This window comes from Staphylococcus sp. Marseille-Q1834, from assembly GCF_916858875.1.
GTDB lineage: Bacteria > Bacillota > Bacilli > Staphylococcales > Staphylococcaceae > Staphylococcus > Staphylococcus pragensis.
Window position 1 is genome coordinate 1,692,576 of record NZ_CAKASN010000001.1, and the last position, 18,616, is coordinate 1,711,191.

The following is an 18,616-nucleotide window of genomic DNA, read 5'->3' on the forward strand; positions in this document are numbered from 1 at the left end:
GGACTTTTATAGTTCCATGTGCTGTTTTAATTTTTGAAATTTAATAAAATCATTTTGTAATTAAAATGAAAATTTGCTATATTAATTCTAGTATTTAAGACTCACATTTTTTTGATAAAATCATTTATGATTTATTTGGTGCTGCATTTTCAGAAAAGCAGAAAATAAAACAAATTAATAAACTATGTTAAAAATGAGTCTTCATAAAAATATAAGAAATGGGTGCAGTTTATGCCTGAAAGAGAACGTACATCACCGCAATATGAATCTTTTCATGAATTATATAAGAATTACACAACCAAAGAGTTAACGCAAAAAGCTAAATCTTTAAAACTTACTAATTATAGTAAATTGAATAAAAGTGAATTAGTCTTAGCCATCATGGAAGCTCAAATGGAAAAAGATGGCAATTATTACATGGAAGGTGTATTAGATGATATTCAGCCAGATGGTTACGGTTTCTTAAGAACTGTTAACTATTCTAAAGGTGAAAAAGATATTTACATCTCTGCTAGTCAAATTCGACGTTTCGAAATTAAACGAGGTGACAAGGTCACTGGTAAGGTACGTAAGCCTAAGGATAACGAAAAATATTATGGTTTATTACAAGTAGACTTTGTAAATGATGAAAATGCTGAAGTAGTCAAAAAACGCCCTCACTTCCAAGCTTTAACACCTCTTTACCCTGAGGAAAGAATTATATTAGAAACAGATCCTCAAAACTACTCAACGCGTATTATGGATTTAGTTACCCCAATCGGTTTAGGTCAACGTGGACTTATCGTAGCTCCTCCAAAGGCTGGTAAAACTTCATTACTTAAAGAAATCGCTAATGCAATTAGTATAAATAAACCTGATGCAAAATTATTTATTTTATTAATTGGTGAGCGACCAGAAGAAGTCACAGATATAGAACGTTCAGTTGAATCTGCAGAAGTGGTACATTCAACGTTTGATGAGCCACCTGAACATCATGTAAAAGTGGCGGAATTATTACTTGAAAGAGCGAAACGATTAGTTGAGATTGGACAAGATGTGATTATCTTAATGGATTCTATTACGCGATTAGCACGTGCATATAACTTAGTGATCCCTCCTAGTGGTAGAACGTTATCAGGTGGGTTAGATCCAGCCTCATTACATAAACCGAAAGCATTCTTTGGGGCAGCACGTAATATTGAAGCGGGCGGAAGTCTTACAATCCTTGCGACAGCGTTAGTTGAAACAGGTTCACGTATGGACGATATGATTTATGAAGAGTTCAAAGGAACAGGAAATATGGAGTTACACTTAGATCGTAAGTTATCTGAGCGTCGTATCTTCCCAGCAATTGATATTGGTAGAAGCTCAACACGTAAAGAAGAATTATTAATTAGTAAATCTGAGTTAGATTCATTATGGCAACTGAGAAATATGTTTACAGATTCAACAGACTTTACGGAACGCTTCATTAGAAAATTGAAAAAATCTAAAAATAACAAAGAGTTTTTCCAACAACTTCAAAAAGCAGCCGAAGAGAGTACTAAAACTGGTAAACCGATAATTTAATGAATATCAGTTTTAGGGTTGCGTTTTATAGTTATAACTATTATAATTGCTAGGTATTGGGTAAAAACTCACAAATAACTCTGTTCCAGATGGTTCAGGGCAAAGGAGCTGAAAATAATGAAACAAGGAATTCATCCTGATTACCACAAAGTTATCTTTTTAGATACTACAACAAACTTTAAATTCTTAAGTGGTTCTACAAAAACATCTTCAGAAACTATGGAATGGGAAGATGGAAATGAATACCCAGTTATTCGTTTAGATGTATCTTCTGATTCACACCCATTCTATACTGGACGTCAAAAATTCGCTGCTGCGGATGGTCGTGTGGAACGTTTCAACAAAAAGTTTGGTCTCAAATCAAACAACAACAACTAATTGTAAGTTTAAACTGTCTGCCTAATCTATGCTATATAGAGTTAAGTAGGCAGTTTTTTTATATTATTAAATCGAGTAAGTGTCATACTAAATAAAGTATGGTGGCATAAATACTTAAAAATTATGAACATTCTAGATATACATAAAGTCGTTTATAAACAATTAAAATATGATATAATTAAGCGATTATGTTTTGAAAAAGGTGGAACTTATAATGTATGAAACTTACCATTCTGGTTGGATTGAATGCATTACTGGAAGTATGTTTAGTGGCAAATCAGAAGAATTAATTCGTCGATTGCGCCGAGGTCTGTATGCTAAACAAAAAATAGTAGTGTTTAAACCGGCTATAGACAATCGTTACCATGATGAAAAAGTTGTATCTCATGATGGAAATGAATTAGAAGCCATTAATATTACCACAGCACGAGATATTTTATTACAAGATTTATCACATGTAGATGTGATTGGCATTGATGAAATTCAATTCTTTGATAAAGAAATTGTTAATATCGTTGAAAAACTTGCTGAAGAGGGCCATAGAGTTGTAGTTGCTGGATTGGATATGGACTTTCGTGGAGAACCGTTCGAACCTATGCCTCAACTTTTGGCAGTCAGTGAGCAAGTAACTAAGTTACAAGCGGTATGTGCTGTTTGTGGTTCATCTTCAAGTAGAACCCAACGATTAATTAATGGACAACCAGCTAAAATAGATGATCCTATTATTTTAGTCGGAGCGAATGAAAGTTATGAACCTAGATGTAGAGCACATCACATTGTTGCACCGAGTAATAATGAGAAGGAGGAAATGTAGTGTTTGATCAATTAGATATTGTTGAAGAAAGATATGAACAATTAAATGAAATGTTAAGTGACCCTGAGGTTGTTAATGATTCAGATAAATTACGTAAATATTCTAAAGAACAAGCTGATTTACAAAAAACAGTAGATGTTTATAGAGATTATAAAAGTAAAAAAGAAGAAATCGATGAAATCGATGAAATGTTAAATGAAACAGATGATAAAGAAGAAATTGAAATGTTGAAAGAGGAAAGTACTAGTCTTAAAAGTGCTATTCCTGAATTAGAAGAACAACTTAAATTCTTGCTTATCCCTAAAGATCCTAATGATGAAAAAGACGTTATCGTTGAAATCAGAGCAGCAGCAGGTGGAGATGAAGCTGCAATTTTTGCAGGCGATTTATTAAGAATGTATACCAAATATGCAGAATCTCAAAACTTTAAAACTGAAATTGTAGAAGCAGCTGAAAGTGACCATGGTGGTTATAAAGAAATCAGCTTTTCAGTTTCAGGTAGCGGCGCATATAGTAAATTAAAATTTGAAAATGGTGCACACCGTGTCCAACGAGTGCCTGAAACAGAATCAGGTGGTCGTATTCATACTTCAACTGCTACAGTAGCTGTATTACCAGAAGTTGAAGATGTTGAAATTGAAATTCGCAATGAAGACTTAAAAATTGATACGTACCGTTCAAGTGGTGCTGGTGGTCAGCACGTCAATACTACAGACTCAGCTGTACGTATTACTCACTTGCCAACAGGTGTAATTGCTACATCTTCTGAAAAGTCTCAAATTCAAAACCGTGAGAAAGCATTAAAAGTGTTGAAAGCACGTTTATATGATATGAAATTACAAGAAGAACAACAAAAGTATGCTGCACAACGTAAATCAGCTGTCGGTACAGGTGACCGCTCTGAGCGTGTAAGAACATACAATTATCCACAAAGCCGTGTAACAGACCACCGTATTGGTCTAACATTACAAAAGTTAGATCAAATCATGGAAGGTAAATTAGACGAGATTATCGATGCACTTACACTTTCTGAACAAACTGAAAAACTGAAAGAATTAAATAATGGCGAGCTTTAAGGATAAATTAACTGAAGCCATTCAACTAGCAAAGAATAAAGGTTTCGAACAATCTCGTGCAGAATGGTTAATGCTAGATTTATTTGGTTGGTCTAGAACGGATTACCTTATGCATATGTATGATGAAATGAATGAAGCTGAGGAAGCTAGATTTTCATTGGCTGTTGAACGCATGCTACTAGGAGAACCTATTCAGTACATTGTAGGTTTTCAAATGTTCTATGGTCTTCAGTTTCAAGTCAATTCACATTGTCTAATTCCTCGTCCAGAAACCGAAGAAGTAATGCTTCATTTCTTGGAACATGTGAAAGAGGGAGCGACAGTTGTAGACATTGGTACAGGAAGTGGTGCGCTTGCTGTATCACTTAAGAAATTAAATCCTAAATTGAACATTATTGCGACTGATGTCGTTCAAGAAACCCTAGATTTAGCTAAGGATAATGCCTATCATCATAATGCTAATATTGAATTTATGCATGGAGATGCTTTAAAACCATTGATTAAAAATAATATTAAAGTAGATGGTCTCATTTCCAATCCACCTTATATAGACTATGAAGAGGTTCATAGTATGGCGGATACAGTCGTGAAATATGAGCCTCATGTTGCCCTGTTTGCGAAAAATAAGGGCTATGCAATATATGAATCTATATTAAATGATTTGCCAAAAGTCCTTAATGAAAATGCATATGTTACATTTGAAATAGGGTATAATCAAGGCGAGATATTAAAGGAACTAATTTTAAAAAAATATCCGAATTTATTAGTTAATGTAATCAAAGATATTAATGGAATAGATAGGATCGTGTCATTTGAATGGCAATAAGCGATGGGGGAGGCTGAGACATATTATTTTGTCCCAGCCTCTTTATCACTCATCATCACGATAATTAAAGGAAAGGTGTGAGGTGAATGGAGAGTAAAATATGGGATATGCGCAACTATAGTGAAGCGCCACTATCATTTCCTAAAATGAATGAAATAAAAACAATATTTGAACAAGGTGGCTTAATCGCTATTCCTACTGAAACTGTATATGGTCTTGGTGCAAATGCAAAAGATGAAGAAGCGGTTTCTAATATTTATAAAGCCAAAGGACGTCCCTCTGACAATCCTTTAATCGTGCATATTCATAGTTTAGAACAATTAAATGAGTTTGTTACTCATATACCTAATGAAGCCAAAGTACTAATGAATGCCTTTTGGCCTGGACCGATTTCATTTATCTTACCTCTAAAAAAAGGTTACCTGTGTGATAAAGTGAGCGGTGGTCTAGATTCAATTGCAGTGCGTATGCCGAGTCACACGTTAGGACGCGCTATTTTACAATATGTAAACTTACCTATAGCTGCACCAAGTGCAAATTTAAGTGGACGTCCATCACCTACAACGTTTCAACATGTCTATCATGATTTAAATGGTAAAATTGACGGCATTGTCAACGGGGATCAAAGTGAAGAAGGCTTAGAAAGTACCGTGCTTGATTGTACGCAATATCCCTTTAGAATCGCTCGTCCAGGCGCCATTACTCAAACCATGTTGAATGAGGTGCTTCCTGGTAGTGTCGAGCATTTTAATTATAATAATGTCGAAAAACCCATTGCTCCGGGTATGAAATATAAACATTATTCACCAGAAACACCAGTAACGATGCTAAAAGATTTAACCAATCCTATTGCAAATCATAAAGATTGGTCAAATGCTGCTTTTATTGTGCCAGAAAGTTTACAGTCACTTGTTCCTGATAGCTCATGGTTTATTCCTTTATGTCAAGATGAAGATGATATTAAAGGAGCAAATCATAATTTATATGCCATTTTGCATGATATTGACAAGAATGAAATGATTAATGAAGCATATATCTATGCTTTTGAAAATGCAGAATCCGCGGAAGCCGTGATGAATCGAATGTCCAAAGCAACTGCTAATCGTATCATTAGAGGTGAAGAGTTATGAAAATAATATTTGTATGTACGGGTAATACATGTCGTAGTCCTATTGCAGAAAGCATAGGTAAAACAATACTTCCAAACGATACGATTGAATCGAGAGGGTTATTTGCTGTAAATGGCCAATCAGTGACACCAGAGTCTCTAGAAGTTATTTTAGAACATGATTTACCAGAGCCAACTTCAGCACAGCAATTCAGTGAGAGTGATCTTGACAGTGATTTAATTTTAACAATGACGCAGTCTCATAAAGCACAACTTATCAATGCATACGGTGAAAACATTCCTGTTTATACTTTAAGTGAATATGTTGGGGAAAATGAAGAAGTGGACGATCCATTTGGTGGCAGTATTGATACGTACCGATATACTTTTAATCAACTTTATAGTCTCATCCACAAATTGCAAGGCTTTTCATAAAACGAAAATATTACATTTAGTATAAGTTATGAATTAAATACGTTATAATGAAGAAGTATAGCTAGTTTGCTATGCTTCTTTTAATTATGTAAGTAAGGTGGAGATTTCTATGCAAGAACTTACAACTTTATTAGATGAATTGAAAGCACAATCATTCTTTAAAAAAGGTGAAATATGCATCATTGGTTGTTCAACATCTGAAGTTATAGGAGAAAAAATAGGTTCTGTAGGTTCAATGGACGTAGCTAAAGATATTTTCACTACCTTAGAAAAGGTACAACAAGAAACAGGTGTATCATTTGCATTTCAAGGTTGTGAACATATTAATAGAGCGGTCACAATTGAAAGAGAACAATTTAATCCTTTAACAATGGAAGAAGTGACAGTCGTACCAGATGTTCATGCAGGTGGGAGTCTAGCAACTTATGCTTATCGACACATGAAAGATCCAGTAGTTGTAGAGCATATTACTGTTCCTAAAGGTATTGATATTGGCCAAACATTAATTGGCATGCATATTAAACATGTTTGTGTACCGATTAGAACTAGTGTCAAAAAAGTTGGAGAAGCAATAGTAACAATTGCTACTTCAAGACCTAAAAAAATCGGTGGTGAACGAGCTAAATACGAATAGGTTTGAAAGGAAGAGGGGATTTTAATGTCATATATCCAAAATCAAGATAAAGCTGTCTATGAAGCGATTCAAAATGAATATAATAGACAAAATAATAACATCGAATTAATTGCATCTGAGAATTTTGTTTCTGAAGCTGTTATGGAAGCTCAAGGTTCTGTAATGACGAATAAGTATGCGGAAGGTTATCCTGGACGTCGTTATTATGGTGGATGTGATTATGTAGATGTGACTGAGACAATTGCTATCGAACGTGTTAAAGCATTATTTGGTGCTGAACATGCTAATGTTCAACCTCATTCTGGTTCACAAGCTAACATGGCTGTTTATTTAGTAGCACTTGAAATGGGTGATACTGTATTAGGAATGAATTTAAGCCATGGTGGTCATTTAACGCATGGTTCGCCTGTTAACTTTAGTGGTAAATTTTATAATTTTGTTGATTATGAAGTGGATAAAGAAACAGAGAAGATTGACTATGAAGCAGTTCGTAAATTAGCACTTGAGCATAAACCTAAATTAATTGTGGCTGGTACTTCTGCATATTCAAGAGAACTTGATTTTAAAAAGTTCAAAGAAATCGCTGATGAAGTAGGCGCAAAATTAATGGTAGATATGGCGCATATCGCTGGTTTGGTAGCAGCAGGTTTACATCCTAATCCAGTAGAATATGCAGACTTCGTTACAAGTACAACTCATAAAACTTTGAGAGGACCACGTGGTGGATTAATCCTGTGCAAAGAAGAATATAAAAAAGATATAGACAAAACAATCTTCCCAGGCATTCAAGGTGGTCCATTAGAACATGTGATTGCTGCTAAAGCCGTTGCTTTTGGTGAAGCCTTAGAACCAGAATTTAGAGCGTACCAAGAACAAGTAGTTAAAAATGCTAAAGTTTTAGCAGAGACGCTACAAGAAGAAGGCTTTAGAATCGTTTCTGGTGGTACAGACAATCATTTAATAGCTGTTGACGTTAAAAACTCAGTGAATGTGACAGGTAAAGAAGCCGAATCTACACTAGATTCAATTGGCATTACTTGTAATAAAAACACTATTCCTTTCGACCAGGAAAAACCATTCGTTACAAGTGGTATTCGTTTAGGTACACCTGCAGCCACTACTAGAGGCTTTGATGAAGAAGCATTCAAAGAAGTAGGGAAAATTATTAGCTTAGCGCTTAAAAATCCTAAAGATCAAGCTAAATTAAAAGAAGCAAGTGAAAGAGTAAGTAAATTAACAACAAAGTATCCACTATATGAGTAATTTTTAATTAAACTGGAGGAAATAGATAATGAGTAAAGTACACGTATTTGATCACCCTTTAATTCAACACAAATTAAGTTATATTCGTGATATGAATACAGGAACAAAAGAATTTAGAGAGCTTGTTGATGAAGTAGGTATGTTAATGGCTTATGAAGTAACAAGAGATTTAGAACTTCAAGATGTCGAAATTCAAACACCAGTTACTAAAATGACAGCGAAAAGATTAGCAGGTAAAAAATTAGCTATCGTACCTATTTTAAGAGCAGGTTTAGGAATGACTGATGGTGTATTAAGCTTAGTTCCAGCAGCACGTGTAGGTCACATCGGATTATACCGTGATCCTGAAACATTAAAAGCTGTTGAATATTTCGTGAAGTTACCTCAAGATATTGATGAAAGACAAATTATAGTTGTAGATCCTATGTTAGCAACAGGGGCATCTGCTATCGAAGCAATTAATTCATTGAAAAAACGTGGCGCTAAAAATATTAGATTTATGTGTTTAATCGCAGCTCCTGAAGGCGTTGAAAAAATGCAAGAAGCGCACGATGATGTAGATATTTTTATAGCTGCTTTAGATGAAAAATTAAATGATAAAGCATACATCACACCTGGTTTAGGTGATGCTGGGGATAGACTATTTGGTACTAAGTAGTTGAGAAGTTTAAAGTTAGTTCGTTGTAGGAGTAAATAATATGAAAAAAATTATGACAGTCTTTGGTACAAGACCAGAAGCGATTAAAATGGCACCCTTAGTTAAAGCACTTGAAAATGACGACGAATTAGAGCCAATGATTGTTGTAACTGCTCAACATCGAGAAATGTTAGATTCAGTTTTAAAAACATTTAACATCCAACCACACTATGATTTGAATATCATGAAAGAAAATCAAACATTATCTGAAATTACGTCTAGCGCTATGATACAACTTGAAAATATCATCAAAGATGAACAACCAGATATGGTACTTGTGCATGGAGATACTACTACTACATTTTCTGGTGCTTTAGCTGCTTTTTATAATCAAATAGCTGTAGGTCATGTAGAAGCAGGGTTGAGAACTGGCGATAAATATGCGCCATTTCCCGAAGAAATTAATCGACAAATGGTAAGTAATATTGCCGACTTGCATTTTGCACCTACAATAAATGCGGCTGAAAATTTAATCAAAGAACAAAAAGATAGAGATTCTATCGTTGTAACTGGAAATACAGCTATTGATACGTTGAATCTTACGATTAAAAATGACTACATGTCAGATATTTTAAATAAGCACGAGAATAAAAAAATAATTTTATTAACAATGCATCGTAGAGAAAATATAGGTCTTCCTATGAGAAATGTTTTCAAAGCGATAAATAGAATTGTTAGTGAATATGAGGATGTAGTAGTAGTTTATCCTCAGCATTTGAATCCAAAAGTTAGAGATTTAGCTAGTGAATATTTTAGTGACCAAACGCAAGTGGAAAGAATAGAGCCCTTAGATGTGATAGATTTCCACAACTTTGCCAATAAGGCACATTTCATATTAACGGATTCTGGCGGTGTTCAAGAGGAAGCACCTTCGTTAAATAAACCGGTCTTAGTACTAAGAGATGTTACAGAGCGACCTGAAGGGGTGGCAGCTGGAACGTTAAAAGTGATAGGCACGGAAGAAGATAATGTTTATACTGAAATAAAAACGCTTTTAGATGACTCAACAGCATATAAAAAAATGGCATCAATACAAAATCCTTATGGAGATGGAATGGCGTCATTAAGAATATGTGAAAGTATAAAATACTATTTTGGTTTAATTATTGAAAAACCAAAAGAATTTAAAATGTGAATATTTTGTGACAAAATTGTATGGATTTTTTACAACAATTTGAATAGAATTGACACGATATATACGCTATATTATTATTAAAATTGTATGAGTGGAACGGTTTACATGATACTCATAAGTAATTTTGGAGGCACTATGAATGAAGCGTTTTAGTATTATTTTCAAACAATTCATTCAATATTATATCTATTTTTTAATTTTGTTAAGTGTTTTGTACATTATTAAACCTAATCCTTTTACTTTAGGATTAATAATAGGAACGTTTGGCGCTTTAATTAATACATATATCTTTGAATTTTATTTATCTCGGGCAAAGCAACCAGATAATATACATATTTCTACGGGCAATATCTGGAGGTATTTAGTCGCTATTGTTGCGTGCTTGATTTGGTTTTTCTTTAAAGAGTATGTAAACATTATAGGAATAATGATAGGCCTTATGATTTCTTATGTACTAATCATCATACGTCCTTTATTACAAAGGGAGTAAAATTTTCGAAAAGAAAGAGGTGAGTACATGGATCACAAATCCCCACTCAGAAGTTGGAATGTATTTGGTTTTGATATCGTTTTCAACTTATCAAGTATCTTGATGTTAGTTATTACTGCAATTATTGTTTTTTTAATAGCTATTATTTGTACGCGTAATCTAAAGAAAAGACCTACAGGTAAACAGAACTTTATTGAATGGGTCTTTGATTTTGTAAGAAGCATCATTGAGAGTAACATGGCTTGGAATAAAGGTGGTCAATTTCACTTCTTAGCAGTAACATTGATTTTATTTATCTTTGTAGCCAATATGCTAGGCTTACCATTTGCTATAGTGACAAAAGATCATTACTTATGGTGGAAATCACCAACAGCTGATGCTACTGTGACATTAACATTGTCAACAACAATGATTTTATTAACACATTACTATGGTGTGAAAATGCGCGGTACGAAAGCTTACATAGGTAATTACTTTAAACCGTTCTGGCCATTAGCTATCATTAATGTATTTGAGGAATTCTCTTCTACATTAACGCTTGGTCTACGTTTATACGGTAATATATTTGCCGGTGAACTATTATTATCACTATTAGCTGGTCTGTTCTTCCAAAATGGATGGGGCTGGATAATTAGTATTCCAGGTTTAATTGTATGGCAAGGTTTCTCAATCTTTGTTGGTTCTATCCAAGCATATATCTTTATTATGCTTTCAATGGTTTATATGTCCCATAAAGTAACGGACGCACATTAATTTAAATAAAAATTTTAGGAGGAAATATTAATATGGGTTTAATCGCAGCAGCAATTGCAATCGGTTTATCAGCACTAGGTGCAGGTATCGGTAACGGTCTTATCGTTTCTAGAACAGTTGAAGGTGTAGCACGTCAACCAGAAGCACGTGGTCAATTAATGAGTATTATGTTCATTGGTATTGGTTTAGTTGAGGCATTACCAATCATCGGTGTTGTAATTTCATTCATGACTCTTTTCAGATAAGAAATGTTTTGAGGCGAAGTCTCTTTGATCTTCGCCGTTCGTTTTATTTAATGCAAATATGATGATTAATAATGAAAGGAGTGTCGAATGCCAGTGAATGCATTAGCCAATTCATATGTTTTGGGTGCAGCAGCCGGTGGTGTTGAGTGGGGAACAGTTATTGTTACTGTAGTAACATTTGTTATCCTCTTAGCATTATTGAAAAAATTTGCTTGGGGTCCATTAAAAGAAGTAATGGATCAACGTGAAAGAGATATTAATAGAGATATCGACGAAGCGGAAGAAGCAAAACTTAATGCACAAAAACTTGAAGAAGAAAATAGAAAGACACTTAAAGAAACACAAGATGAAGTTCAACGTATCCTTGAAGACGCTAGAGTTCAAGCTCGTAAACAACATGAAGAAATCATTCATGAAGCTAACGTTCGTGCAAATGGTATGATTGAAACTGCTCAAAGTGAAATTAATAGTGAAAAAGAACGCGCACTTGCAGATATTAATAATCAAGTTTCTGAACTATCAGTATTGATTGCTTCTAAAGTACTTCAAAAAGAAATTTCTGAACAAGATCAGAAAGCATTAGTTGATAAGTATCTTAAAGAGGCAGGCGATAAATAATGGCAGATGTAGCAAAAAAATATGCTAAAGCATTATTTGATGTTTCTATTGATAAAGATAGATTAGATTTAATGTATGAAGAGTTAAAAGTAGTAAATGATGCTACACAACAATATCAACAAGAATTAAAAGCTATTGATTCAAATCCTAGCAAACCTGCTTCTGAAAGACGTAAATTTGTAGGAATTGTATTCGGTGAGGCAAATTATTACTTAAAAAATATGTTAATGATTTTAGCAAATAACCGTCATTTAGCGTTAATTAATTCTATCTTCAAAGAATTTAATGACTTTTATAATGCCCATTATAATCAAGATACGGCAATAGTAGAGTCAGTATATCAATTAACTGAAGAAGAACTAGAAAGAATTAGAAATCTAATTATTAACCAAACTAAGTTGTCAAATGTACATATTATTACGAAAATTAACCCTGATTTAATTGGTGGTTTCAGAGTTAAAGTAGGCACAACTGTATTAGATGGCAGTGTTAAGAACGACTTAGAACAAATTGAACGTAAATTTAGAAGAGTTAACTAAAATAAGAGGAGTGACATAGATGGCCATAAAAGCTGAAGAAATCAGTGCATTACTTCGCTCACAAATTGAAAATTATGAGTCTGAGATGTCTGTAACTGATGTTGGTACTGTACTTCAAATCGGTGATGGTATCGCATTAATTCACGGATTAAATGACTGTATGGCTGGTGAGCTTGTAGAGTTCCCTAATGGTGTTCTTGGTTTAGCACAAAACCTTGAAGAATCAAATGTGGGTGTAGTTATTTTAGGACCTTACAGTGAAATTACTGAAGGTGACGAAGTAAAACGTACTGGTCGTATTATGGAAGTTCCAGTAGGTGAAGAACTTATTGGACGTGTGGTTAACCCACTAGGCCAACCTATTGATGGTCAAGGTCCAATTAATACGACTAAAACACGTCCTGTTGAACAAAAAGCTACAGGTGTAATGGCTCGTAAATCAGTTGATGAACCATTACAAACTGGTATTAAAGCGATTGATGCCTTAGTACCAATTGGACGTGGACAACGTGAGTTAATTATCGGTGATAGACAAACAGGTAAAACTACAATTGGTATCGATACAATCTTAAACCAAAAAGGTTTAGACACTATTTGTATCTACGTAGCTATTGGTCAAAAAGAATCAACAGTACGTGCTAATGTAGAAAAATTACGTCAAGCTGGTGCATTAGATTATACAATCGTAGTATCAGCGTCAGCGTCTGAACCATCACCATTGTTATATATTGCACCATACTCAGGTGTAACAATGGGTGAAGAATTCATGTTTAATGGTAAACATGTACTTATTATTTATGATGATTTAACTAAACAAGCTGCCGCTTATCGTGAATTATCATTATTATTACGTAGACCTCCAGGCCGTGAAGCTTATCCTGGTGACGTATTCTACTTACATAGTAGATTATTAGAAAGAGCAGCGAAATTAAACGATTCATTAGGTGGCGGATCTATTACTGCCTTACCAATCATCGAAACACAAGCGGGAGATATTTCAGCTTACGTTCCAACTAACGTAATTTCAATTACAGATGGACAAATTTTCTTACAATCTGATTTATTCTTCTCAGGTGTTCGACCAGCGATTAATGCAGGACAATCTGTATCACGTGTAGGTGGTTCAGCTCAAATTAAAGCTATGAAGAAAGTTGCTGGTACACTTCGTTTAGACCTTGCTTCATATAGAGAATTAGAATCATTTGCGCAATTTGGTTCTGATTTAGATGAATTCACAGCTAGAAAATTAGAACGTGGTAAACGTACTGTTGAAGTTTTAAAACAAGACCAAAACAAACCGTTACCAGTTGAAAACCAAGTATTAATCATTTACGCATTAACTAAAGGATACTTAGATGATATTCCTGTAGTAGACATCACTCGTTTCGAAGATGAATTAAATAGTTGGGCTAAATCAAATGCTTCTGAATTATTAGGTGAAATCAGAGAAACTGGTGGTTTACCTTCTGATGACAAATTTGATAGCGTAATTAACGAATTCAAGAAAAGTTTCAGTAAATCTGAATAATTAAACTTTAAATCGAAAAGGTGGTGAGATAATGGCTTCTCTAAAGGAAATAGATGGTCGTATAAAATCGACGAAAAAGATGAAACAGATTACCAAAGCAATGAACATGGTATCTAGTTCAAAATTACGTCGTGCTGAAAAGAATACTAAGCAATTCGAACCTTATATGGAAAAAATGCAAGATGCTATTACAGCAATTGCAGGTGCTAGTAAAAATTCAAGCCATCCTATGTTAAGACCAAGACAAGTTCAACGTAGTGGTTATTTAGTTATTACAAGTGATAAAGGTTTAGCTGGCGCATATAGTTCTAATGTGCTTAAAAAATTAATCAATGACATTAAAGAGAAACACTCTAGTAACGACGATTACAGTATTATAGTATTAGGTCAAACTGGTGTTGATTTCCTTAAAAATAGAGGTTATGAAATAGAGAATTCACTTGTTGATGTTCCTGATCAACCTTCATTTAAATCAATACAAGCTATTGCAAAATATGCCATTGACTTATTTAGTGAAGAACATATTGATGAATTGAAGATTTATTATAGTCACTATGTTAGTGTTCTTGAAAATAATCCGACGACTAAACAAGTTCTTCCATTATCTCAAGAAGATTCTAGCCAAGGCCAAGGCCAAATGTCTTCATATGAATTTGAACCAGATAAAGAATCTATCCTAAGCGTTATACTTCCACAATACGTTGAAAGTTTAATTTACGGAACGATTCTTGATGCTAAAGCTAGTGAACATGCAGCTCGTATGACTGCAATGAAAAATGCTTCTGATAATGCAACTGAACTTATTGATGATTTATCATTACAATACAATAGAGCAAGACAAGCTGAAATCACTCAACAAATCACTGAAATTGTTGGTGGTTCTGCAGCGTTAGAATAATATTTTAAAGGAGGAAACAACATGGGTAATGGCCGTGTAACTCAGGTTATGGGTCCTGTAATCGACGTTCGTTTTGAACATAATGAAGTACCTGAAATTAATAACGCCCTTATCATTGAAGTCCCTAAAGAAGATGGAACTTTTGAATTAACACTTGAAGTTGCTTTACAATTAGGCGATGACGTCGTACGTACAATTGCTATGGATTCAACTGATGGTGTGCAACGTGGTATGGAAGTACAAAATACTGGCAAAGACATTAGTGTTCCAGTTGGTGAACAAACATTAGGACGCGTATTCAATGTTTTAGGTGATACTATCGATTTAGAAGATAAATTAGATAGCTCAGTTAGAAGAGATCCTATTCACCGTGAAGCACCAAACTTTGACGAATTATCTACTGAAGTAGAAATTTTAGAAACTGGTATTAAAGTAGTAGACTTATTAGCACCTTACATTAAAGGTGGTAAAATTGGTCTATTTGGTGGTGCCGGTGTAGGTAAAACCGTTTTAATCCAAGAGTTAATTAACAACATTGCTCAAGAACATGGTGGTATCTCAGTATTCGCGGGCGTTGGTGAACGTACACGTGAAGGTAACGACTTATACTATGAAATGAGCGATAGTGGCGTAATTAAAAAGACTGCAATGGTATTCGGTCAAATGAATGAGCCACCTGGTGCACGTATGCGTGTAGCTTTATCAGCATTAACAATGGCGGAATATTTCCGTGATGAACAAGGTCAAGACGTACTTTTATTCATTGATAATATCTTCAGATTTACACAAGCTGGTTCTGAAGTGTCAGCGTTATTAGGACGCATGCCTTCAGCCGTTGGTTACCAACCAACATTAGCAACTGAGATGGGTCAATTACAAGAACGTATTACATCTACGAATAAAGGTTCTGTAACATCTATTCAAGCCGTATTCGTACCAGCCGATGACTATACTGACCCAGCTCCAGCAACTGCTTTCGCACACTTAGATGCGACAACAAACTTAGAACGTAAATTAACAGAAATGGGTATCTATCCAGCGGTAGATCCATTAGCATCAACTTCTAGAGCGTTAGAACCATCAATCGTTGGTCAAGAACACTATGAAGTTGCGCGTGATGTTCAATCAACACTTCAAAAATATAGAGAATTACAAGATATCATTGCTATTCTTGGTATGGATGAGTTATCTGAAGAAGATAAACTTACTGTAGAACGTGCACGTAGAATTCAATTCTTCTTATCTCAAAACTTCCATGTAGCTGAACAATTTACTGGTCAAAAAGGTTCTTATGTACCTGTTAAAACAACAGTATCTGATTTCAAAGATATCTTAGATGGTAAATATGATCACATTCCTGAAGATGCTTTCCGTTTAGTAGGAAGCATGGAAGATGTAATTGCTAAAGCTAAAGATATGGGTGTTGAAGTCTAAACTAATTAGGGGGAATAGATAATGAGTACTTTAAATCTTGATATTGTCACTCCTAATGGTTCAGTCTACGAAAAAGATGACGTTGAACTGGTTGTTTTTCAAACGACAGCTGGGGAAATGGGTGTCATGAGTGGACATATTCCGACAGTTGCCGCATTAAAAACAGGCCATGTTAAAGTAAATTATAAAAATGGTTCTGAGTATATAGCTGTTAGTGGTGGCTTTGTTGAAATTAGACAACAAAAAGTATCTGTAATTGTACAAACAGCTGAAGCTGCTAGTGAAATTGACGTTGAAAGAGCTAAATTAGCTCGTCAAAGAGCGCAATCACATTTAGAAGATGAGGATAATAGTGATATTAACCGAGCTAAACGTGCATTAGCAAGAGCAGAAAACCGCTTACGCGTAGCTGAATTAAAATAAAATGATAAAGGTTTGGAAACTGACTTGGTTTCCAAACCTTTTTTTATGTTTATAATGATTATCTTGAGTATCATTCTATACATATTTAATGTACAATATAATACAGTAATCTTTAAGGAGAGTTAGTTATGGACTATATAGGTCAATTTGCAGTTATACATTTAATATTACATGTCATTTGTATTTGTATTGCTTATTGGGCATTAAACTCTCTTAGATTAGATAACCTATTTAAAAAAGGTTATGCTACTCAAGTTCAAGTTTGCCTGATATTTATGGCAATTTTATTAGGAACTGCAGTAAGCAACTTTTTAATTGATTTATTACAGTATTCAACACAAGTAAAATATTTGTTTTAATAAATCAATATCTGTTAATTAATTTGAAAAGTAGATATAATTAATAAATAAAACAATTTGAAATAGGGAAATGATGAAAATAGTTGGAGTTTAAAGTGGAGGATTAAAATGGATAAAATAGTTATAAATGGAGGCAATCGCCTAACTGGAGAAGTTAAAGTAGAAGGAGCAAAAAATGCAGTATTACCTGTACTTACTGCTTCATTATTAGCTTCTGAAGGACAAAGTAAACTAGTTAACGTTCCAGATCTAAGCGATGTCGTTACAATTAACAATGTCTTATCAACATTAAATGCTAAAGTTGACTACAATAAAGAAGAAGGCGCAGTAACAGTAGATGCGTCATCTACATTGAATGAGGAAGCACCTTATGAATATGTAAGTAAAATGAGAGCTAGTGTCTTAGTTATGGGACCTTTATTAGCTCGTCTAGGTCATGCTATTGTAGCGCTACCTGGTGGTTGTGCAATTGGAGCACGCCCTATTGAACAACATATTAAAGGATTTGAAGCGTTAGGAGCAGAAATCCATCTTGAAAACGGTAATATCTATGCTAGTACTAAAGATGGGTTAAAAGGTGCCGATATTCACTTAGATTTCCCAAGTGTAGGTGCAACTCAAAACATTATTATGGCGGCTTCACTAGCTAAAGGGAAGACTGTTATTGAGAATGTTGCTAAAGAACCTGAGATCGTAGATTTAGCTAATTACATTAATGAAATGGGTGGTAAAGTTACTGGCGCTGGTACAGATACTATTACTATTCACGGTGTTGAAAAACTTAAAGGTGTAGAACACTCAATTATCCCTGATAGAATCGAAGCAGGTACATTAATCATTGCTGCGGCGATTACAAGAGGGGATGTCTTTGTGCGTGATGCAGTTAAAGAACACATGACAAGCTTAATCTACAAATTAGAAGAAATGGGTGTCAATCTTGATTTCCAAGAAGATGGTGTACGCGTAACTGCAGAAGGTGAATTAAAACCAGTAGATGTTAAGACTTTACCTCATCCTGGTTTCCCAACTGACATGCAATCTCAAATGATGGCTTTATTATTAACAGCTGAAGGTCATAAAGTCGTTACTGAAACTGTCTTTGAAAATAGATTCATGCACGTAGCAGAATTTAGAAGAATGAATGCTAATATCACTGTAGAAGGTAGAAGCGCTAAAATTGCTGGTAAGAGTCAATTACAAGGTGCGCAAGTTAAAGCAACTGACTTAAGAGCAGCAGCTGCATTGATTTTAGCAGGCTTAGTAGCTGATGGTACGACTCAAGTGACTGAATTAAAACACTTAGATCGTGGTTATGTTAATTTCCATGAAAAGTTAAAATCACTTGGTGCAGATATTGAACGTATCAATGATTAATTTTTAACATCAAATGATAAATTATTGCTGGAGGTAGTTTC

At 34.4% G+C, this 18,616-nt stretch carries 22 protein-coding genes; all 22 read left to right on the plus strand.

From position 1 onward, the window contains the following. The first annotated feature begins 231 nt into the window (after positions 1 to 231). The 22 genes from rho (at position 232) to murA (ending at position 18,575) form a co-directional block, all read left to right on the plus strand. On the plus strand, positions 232 to 1,548 hold the full coding sequence (gene rho / locus LIX58_RS08385; protein WP_126564864.1) for a transcription termination factor Rho: 1,317 nt from the start codon (positions 232 to 234) through the stop codon (positions 1,546 to 1,548). A 117-nt stretch (positions 1,549 to 1,665) separates the two neighbouring features. Further along, positions 1,666 to 1,926, plus strand: coding sequence for a type B 50S ribosomal protein L31 (locus LIX58_RS08390; RefSeq protein ID WP_103298956.1), 261 nt, complete (start codon positions 1,666 to 1,668; stop codon positions 1,924 to 1,926). A gap of 214 nt (positions 1,927 to 2,140) precedes the next feature. After that, positions 2,141 to 2,740 (plus strand): thymidine kinase, encoded by a 600-nt coding sequence (locus LIX58_RS08395; protein WP_126564865.1) that lies wholly within the window; start codon positions 2,141 to 2,143, stop codon positions 2,738 to 2,740. After that, complete coding sequence (gene prfA, locus LIX58_RS08400) at positions 2,740 to 3,816, plus strand: peptide chain release factor 1 (RefSeq protein ID WP_126564866.1); 1,077 nt, start codon at positions 2,740 to 2,742, stop codon at positions 3,814 to 3,816. The genes LIX58_RS08395 and prfA overlap by 1 nt, the downstream gene beginning before the upstream one ends. Continuing rightward, positions 3,803 to 4,642, plus strand: coding sequence for a peptide chain release factor N(5)-glutamine methyltransferase (gene prmC, locus LIX58_RS08405; RefSeq protein WP_154838232.1), 840 nt, complete (start codon positions 3,803 to 3,805; stop codon positions 4,640 to 4,642). Before prfA ends, prmC begins: the two co-directional genes overlap by 14 nt. A gap of 86 nt (positions 4,643 to 4,728) precedes the next feature. Further along, a complete protein-coding gene (locus LIX58_RS08410) occupies positions 4,729 to 5,772 on the plus strand; it encodes an L-threonylcarbamoyladenylate synthase (RefSeq protein ID WP_126564868.1) in 1,044 nt (347 codons plus the stop codon). Next, positions 5,769 to 6,185: a low molecular weight protein arginine phosphatase gene (locus LIX58_RS08415; protein ID WP_126564869.1), complete on the plus strand. Its 417-nt coding sequence runs from the start codon at positions 5,769 to 5,771 to the stop codon at positions 6,183 to 6,185. Before LIX58_RS08410 ends, LIX58_RS08415 begins: the two co-directional genes overlap by 4 nt. A 109-nt stretch (positions 6,186 to 6,294) precedes the next feature. After that, a complete protein-coding gene (locus LIX58_RS08420) occupies positions 6,295 to 6,819 on the plus strand; it encodes a TIGR01440 family protein (protein WP_126564870.1) in 525 nt (174 codons plus the stop codon). Between the two features lie 24 nt (positions 6,820 to 6,843). Next, positions 6,844 to 8,082, plus strand: a complete 1,239-nt coding sequence (glyA, locus tag LIX58_RS08425) for a serine hydroxymethyltransferase (RefSeq protein ID WP_126564871.1) — start codon at positions 6,844 to 6,846, stop codon at positions 8,080 to 8,082. Positions 8,083 to 8,110: 28 nt separating this feature from the next. Next, positions 8,111 to 8,740 (plus strand): uracil phosphoribosyltransferase, encoded by a 630-nt coding sequence (gene upp, locus LIX58_RS08430; RefSeq protein WP_154838233.1) that lies wholly within the window; start codon positions 8,111 to 8,113, stop codon positions 8,738 to 8,740. Between the two features lie 40 nt (positions 8,741 to 8,780). Then, a complete protein-coding gene (wecB, locus tag LIX58_RS08435) occupies positions 8,781 to 9,914 on the plus strand; it encodes a non-hydrolyzing UDP-N-acetylglucosamine 2-epimerase (RefSeq protein ID WP_154838234.1) in 1,134 nt (377 codons plus the stop codon). 139 nt (positions 9,915 to 10,053) lie between these two features. Beyond that, on the plus strand, positions 10,054 to 10,404 hold the full coding sequence (locus LIX58_RS08440; protein WP_126564874.1) for an ATP synthase subunit I: 351 nt from the start codon (positions 10,054 to 10,056) through the stop codon (positions 10,402 to 10,404). A 27-nt stretch (positions 10,405 to 10,431) separates the two neighbouring features. Further along, positions 10,432 to 11,157: a F0F1 ATP synthase subunit A gene (atpB, locus tag LIX58_RS08445; protein WP_154838235.1), complete on the plus strand. Its 726-nt coding sequence runs from the start codon at positions 10,432 to 10,434 to the stop codon at positions 11,155 to 11,157. 32 nt (positions 11,158 to 11,189) lie between these two features. Further along, on the plus strand, positions 11,190 to 11,402 hold the full coding sequence (gene atpE, locus LIX58_RS08450) for a F0F1 ATP synthase subunit C (RefSeq protein WP_002448651.1): 213 nt from the start codon (positions 11,190 to 11,192) through the stop codon (positions 11,400 to 11,402). 87 nt (positions 11,403 to 11,489) lie between these two features. After that, positions 11,490 to 12,020: a F0F1 ATP synthase subunit B gene (locus LIX58_RS08455; protein WP_371869282.1), complete on the plus strand. Its 531-nt coding sequence runs from the start codon at positions 11,490 to 11,492 to the stop codon at positions 12,018 to 12,020. After that, positions 12,020 to 12,559, plus strand: coding sequence for a F0F1 ATP synthase subunit delta (locus tag LIX58_RS08460; protein ID WP_126564876.1), 540 nt, complete (start codon positions 12,020 to 12,022; stop codon positions 12,557 to 12,559). Before LIX58_RS08455 ends, LIX58_RS08460 begins: the two co-directional genes overlap by 1 nt. Positions 12,560 to 12,578: 19 nt before the next feature. Further along, positions 12,579 to 14,087, plus strand: a complete 1,509-nt coding sequence (atpA, locus tag LIX58_RS08465; protein WP_126564877.1) for a F0F1 ATP synthase subunit alpha — start codon at positions 12,579 to 12,581, stop codon at positions 14,085 to 14,087. Positions 14,088 to 14,118: 31 nt separating this feature from the next. Further along, positions 14,119 to 14,985 carry an ATP synthase F1 subunit gamma gene (atpG, locus tag LIX58_RS08470; protein ID WP_126564878.1) on the plus strand — a complete coding sequence of 289 codons (867 nt, stop codon included), beginning with the start codon at positions 14,119 to 14,121 and terminating at the stop codon, positions 14,983 to 14,985. Between the two features lie 21 nt (positions 14,986 to 15,006). Then, positions 15,007 to 16,419: a F0F1 ATP synthase subunit beta gene (gene atpD / locus LIX58_RS08475; protein WP_154838237.1), complete on the plus strand. Its 1,413-nt coding sequence runs from the start codon at positions 15,007 to 15,009 to the stop codon at positions 16,417 to 16,419. 21 nt (positions 16,420 to 16,440) lie between these two features. Next, complete coding sequence (locus LIX58_RS08480) at positions 16,441 to 16,842, plus strand: F0F1 ATP synthase subunit epsilon (RefSeq protein WP_103298000.1); 402 nt, start codon at positions 16,441 to 16,443, stop codon at positions 16,840 to 16,842. Between the two features lie 128 nt (positions 16,843 to 16,970). After that, a complete protein-coding gene (locus LIX58_RS08485; protein ID WP_126564880.1) occupies positions 16,971 to 17,201 on the plus strand; it encodes a DUF1146 family protein in 231 nt (76 codons plus the stop codon). Positions 17,202 to 17,309: 108 nt separating this feature from the next. Then, positions 17,310 to 18,575 (plus strand): UDP-N-acetylglucosamine 1-carboxyvinyltransferase, encoded by a 1,266-nt coding sequence (gene murA / locus LIX58_RS08490; RefSeq protein WP_126564881.1) that lies wholly within the window; start codon positions 17,310 to 17,312, stop codon positions 18,573 to 18,575. Positions 18,576 to 18,616: the final 41 nt, after the last annotated feature.